Here is a 4332-nt window from a genome sequence, read left to right as displayed (position 1 = left end):
GGCCAGAAAGACGCTCAATGCAAGCCCAAGAGCGACGACAAGACGCCCGTTCACGGCGGCACCCGACCGGACCATCCACGCTGCGCCGGTTTATACCTTGCGAACCCGGCCCTGCCGCCCGTGCGCGCTCAAAGCTCGTTCCACTTTAGCGCCTTTCCCCGCGTCTTCTCGACCGGATACTTCTGGCGGTTCTTCTCCAGCTTGCCGGCCACGGCGCCGGGAAGGTCGAAGCCGAGCGTGTCGGCGAGCAGGACCGTGTAGATGAAGACGTCGGCCACCTCCTCCTGGACGCGCTGCAGGAGGTTCGGGTCGCGCGCCAACTCGTCCGCGCGCGGGTCGCGCCACTGGAAGTTCTCCAAAAGCTCGCCGGCCTCCACGGAGAGCCCGACGGCGAGGTCCTTGGGCGAGTGGAACTGCGACCAGTCGCGCTCGTCCACGAACGCACGGATCTGCGACCGCAGCGACTCGAAGTCGGGCATCGCGCCGCAAGCGGCCGGCGGAGGGATGAACCTGCCGTCGGCGGAGCCGTTTTAAGAGGGCGGGCCTTTCCCGCCGCGATGGCCGACGTGTGGCTGGTTCCGCTCCAGGCGATCTGGCTCATGCTCCCGGCCTACGTGGCCAACATGACGCCCGTCGCCACCGGCGGAGGGACGCCCATCGACTTCGGCCGCACGTTCCGCGGAACGCCGCTGTTTGGCCCCGGCAAGACCTGGCGCGGCCTTGCGGCCGGGATCGCGGCGGGCGTGGCCACGGCCGCGCTTCTCAACGTCGCCGCGCCGGCGACCGGGGGCGCGTTGCCGGGTTTTGGCGCCGGCCCGGCGTACCTGTTCACGGGCCTTGCGCTTGCCTCGGGCGCGCTGGTGGGCGACCTCGTGAAGAGCTTCTTCAAGCGGCGCGCGGGTCGGCCCCGCGGCTCGTCCTGGTTCCCCTTCGACCAACTGGATTTCGTCGCGGGGGCTCTCCTGTTCTCGTTCCTCGTCTCGCATTGGGCCGTGGCGTCGGGCCATGCGACGCGCAACTGGTTCTTCGAGAGCTTCACGCTGCCCGTCCTTGCGGTCGTCGTGGTGCTCTCGCCGCTTCTGCACGTCGGCGCCAACCGGTTCGGCTACTACCTCGGGAAGAAGGAGGTGCCCTGGTGACCCTTGCCGCCATGCTGCGGGCCGCGGGAGCGATCGAGCGCGGGCAGTTCGTGCTGGCCAGCGGCCAGCGGTCGAGCTACTACGTGGACATCAAGAAGGCGTCCTGCCGGCCGGAGATCTTGCGCGAGATCGCGCGGCGCGTGGCGGCCATGGCCGACGGCCACGACCTCGTCGCCGGCATGGAGCTTGGCGCCGTTCCCATCGCGACGGCCGTCTCCCTCGAAGCGCGCATCCCGTTCCTCATCGTGCGCAAGCGTCCCAAGGGCCACGGGACGGGCAACCGGATCGAGGGCGTCCACCAGCGGGGCCAGCACGTCCTCCTCGTCGAGGACGTCGCCACGACCGGAGCAAGCCTCGTCGAGACGGTGAAGGTGCTGCGCGAAGCCGGCCTCACCGTCGATCGCGGCGCCGTCGTGGTCGACCGCGACCAGGGCGCGATCCCGGCGCTTGCCGCCGTCGGCGTGGAGCTTCGCCCGCTTGCGACCGTCCGCGAGCTTCTGGGGGAATAGCGTGCGGGTCCTGCTTCTTGGCGGTGGCGCGCGCGAGCACGCCATGGCGGCAGCCATTGTCCGCGGAGGCTCGGAGGTCGTGGCCGTTCTCAAGAATCGAAACCCCGGCATCACGCGTGTCGCGCTCACCTACGAGATCGCGGACGAGACGGATGCGAAGACCGTGGTAGCGGCCGCGCGCAAATGGCAGCCGCAGGTGGCCGTCGTGGGGCCGGAGGCGCCACTTGCCGCCGGCGTGACGGACGCGCTTGCCAAAGCCCGCGTTCCCGTGGCAAGCCCGAGCAAGGCGGCCGCCGAGGTCGAGACGGACAAGGCGTTCCTGCGCGACCTCATGCGGCGGCACGCGCTGCCGGGAGCCGTCGAGGCCCGGTCCTTCTCGACAAACGAGGGCCTGCGCGAGTACGTGCGCTCGCTGGGCGAGGTTGCAGTCAAGCCCGTTGGGCTCACGGGCGGCAAGGGCGTGAAGGTGAGCGGCGACCAGCTGCCCACGCCCGACGACGCCGTCGCCTACGCCGAGAAGGTTCTCGCCGAGCGGATCGGCGGCGCCTCCGTCGTGATCGAGGAGAAGCTCGAGGGCGAGGAGTTCACGCTCATGGCCTTCTGCGACGGCACGCGCCTTGCGCCCATGCCCTGCGTGCAGGACCACAAGCGCGCCCTCGAAGGCGACCGCGGCGCGAACACCGGAGGCATGGGAAGCTATTCCGACCGGGGAGGCCTCCTGCCGTTCCTCGCGGCGGCGGACCGCGACGAGGCCCTGCGGATCCTGCAGGCCATCGTCGACGCGCTCGCCAAGGAGGGCCGACCCTACCGAGGCGCCGTCTACGGCCAGTTCATGCTGACGAAGTCCGGGCCCAAGGTCGTCGAGATCAACGCCCGCTTCGGCGACCCGGAGGCGATGAACGTCCTCACGCTCCTCTCGTCCAACTACGCCGAGATCTGCGCGGCGATGGCCGCCGGCAAGCTCCGCACGAAGGTCCATTTCGAGGACGCGGCGACCGTTTGCAAGTACGTGGTGCCCAAAGGCTACGGCGTGGATTCCGTGGACGCGCGCGGCGCGTCCACGTCACCGTCGGCCGCGGCATCGGCCGCCGGCGGCGCCGGCGCCAACACGCCCGTCGAGGTGGACGAGAAGTCCATCGAAGCCCAGGGCGCAAAGACCTACTACGCCGCCGTGACCACGGGCGAGGGCAAGATCACCATGTCCGGATCCCGCGCGCTTGGCATCGTCGCCAAGGGCGGCTCGATCGAGGACGCCGAACGCAAGGTCGAGCAGGCGCTAAAGCACGTGAAGGGCGAAATCCGCGTGCGCCACGACATCGGCACGCGCGCGCTCCTGGACGCGCGCGTCGAGCACATGCGGAAGGTACGGGGCGGTTGACGTGGCCGAGATCGACAACCTCCACGTGTACGTCCTCGGCACGGCCGGCGCGGGCAAGAGCAAGCTCACGGCCGCCGCCAAGCTGTGGATGACAAATCAGGGATTCGACGCCATCACGGTGAACCTCGATCCCGGCGCCGAGTCGCTGCCGTACGATCCCGACGTCGACATCCGCGATTGGGTGCGCCTCTCGGACGTGATGGAGCAGTACGAGCTTGGCCCCAACGGCGCGCAGGTCGCCGCCGCCGACATGCTGGCGTTGAACGCCCCGGAGATCAAGGAGATCATCGGCGGGTACCGCGCCGACTACGTCCTCCTCGACACGCCCGGCCAGATCGAGCTGTGGCTCTTCCGCGAGTCGGGGAAGTTCCTCACCGAGTTCCTCGCGCCCGGCGAGAGCGCCCTGTGCTACCTCCTCGACCCGTTCCTGGCCAAGGAACCAAGCGGCTTTGTCTCGCAGATGATGCTTGCGGCCACGGCCCAGTTCCGCTTCCAGCTTCCGCTTCTCAACCTCCTCTCGAAGTCGGACCTCGTGGGCAAGGAGGACCTCGCGCGCGTCCTCGGGTGGATGGACGACACGGATACGCTCTACGACGAGCTCACGCGCCAGGTCGGCATGTACCACGAGCTCAACCTCAGCATGCTGCGCGTGCTGCGCGAGCTTGGCACGTACACGCGCCTCACGCCCGTCTCGGGCCAGACGATGGAAGGTCTCGAGGACGTGTACTCGTTCCTCCAGAACTCCTTCGCCGGGGGCGAGGACATCGAAAGCGGCGTCGAGCCGCCCGAGCGTCGCGACGGGCGCGACGGCCCTTAGGATCGTCGCGCCTCGCCGCTCTTGCGCGGCCGCCCGAACAGAGCTCGAAGCTCGTCCTTGGCGCGGTCGAGCTTCTCCCGCTGGGCGGAAGAGAGCGCGCGTCCTGCGCGGTTCTGGTAGAACACCAGCATGGACATGGCCGAGCGGAAGGGCGCGGCTTTGCGCCGGCCGCTGCGTTCGGCCGAGCGCTTGAGGCTCCGGGCGATGGCGCGGGGGCTCGCCCGCGTGAACACGCCTCTCTCGAGGTCGAGGGCGTCGCTCGTGCGCATGACCCGTCGTATCCAGTTGCGCCGCGATCCACCGGCGCGACCCCTTGGCCGATCGCGGATGTGTTGCGCCACGGCAAGAGGTTTGTGCCCAAGCGCGTGTTGCTTTCGGGACGGACGCCGGAGTCGGCGCGCCCCGTCCACAGCAAACCTCTTAAGCGGCCAGGCGAACTGGGGTCCGGGAGGCAACCGCATGGCAACCTCACCTCGCCCGCTTCTGGCC

Annotated in this window: 6 protein-coding genes; 4 read left to right on the top strand and 2 right to left on the bottom strand. The window is 69.4% G+C overall.

Annotated elements, in window-relative coordinates:
- Positions 1–128: 128 nt before the first annotated feature.
- A complete protein-coding gene (locus tag VM681_01525) occupies positions 129–479 on the bottom strand; it encodes a nucleotide pyrophosphohydrolase (GenBank protein ID HVL86678.1) in 351 nt (116 codons plus the stop codon).
- Between the two features lie 78 nt (positions 480–557).
- Here VM681_01525 and VM681_01520 point away from each other — a divergent pair, with 78 nt between their 5' ends.
- The 4 genes from VM681_01520 to VM681_01505 are packed head-to-tail and all read left to right on the top strand — an operon-like array spanning position 558 to position 3843.
- Positions 558–1139 carry a CDP-2,3-bis-(O-geranylgeranyl)-sn-glycerol synthase gene (locus tag VM681_01520; protein HVL86677.1) on the top strand — a complete coding sequence of 194 codons (582 nt, stop codon included), beginning with the start codon at positions 558–560 and terminating at the stop codon, positions 1137–1139.
- Entirely contained in the window at positions 1136–1648 is a 513-nt protein-coding gene (pyrE, locus tag VM681_01515; GenBank protein HVL86676.1) for an orotate phosphoribosyltransferase, read from the top strand. The genes VM681_01520 and pyrE overlap by 4 nt, the downstream gene beginning before the upstream one ends.
- A gap of 1 nt (position 1649) precedes the next feature.
- A complete protein-coding gene (purD, locus tag VM681_01510; protein HVL86675.1) occupies positions 1650–3026 on the top strand; it encodes a phosphoribosylamine--glycine ligase in 1377 nt (458 codons plus the stop codon).
- 1 nt (position 3027) lies between these two features.
- Complete coding sequence (locus VM681_01505; protein ID HVL86674.1) at positions 3028–3843, top strand: ATP/GTP-binding protein; 816 nt, start codon at positions 3028–3030, stop codon at positions 3841–3843.
- Here VM681_01505 and VM681_01500 read toward each other — a convergent pair.
- Positions 3840–4124 (bottom strand): DUF3175 domain-containing protein, encoded by a 285-nt coding sequence (locus tag VM681_01500; GenBank protein ID HVL86673.1) that lies wholly within the window; start codon positions 4122–4124, stop codon positions 3840–3842. The two genes, VM681_01505 and VM681_01500, sit on opposite strands and share 4 nt — an antisense overlap.
- Between the last annotated feature and the right edge of the window lie 208 nt (positions 4125–4332).

The sequence above is a fragment of the Candidatus Thermoplasmatota archaeon genome (genome assembly GCA_035541015.1).
GTDB lineage: Archaea > Thermoplasmatota > SW-10-69-26 > JACQPN01 > JAIVGT01 > DATLFM01.
The sequence above is the reverse complement of the archived record's forward strand: the minus strand, read 5'-3'. Positions and strand labels throughout refer to the sequence as shown.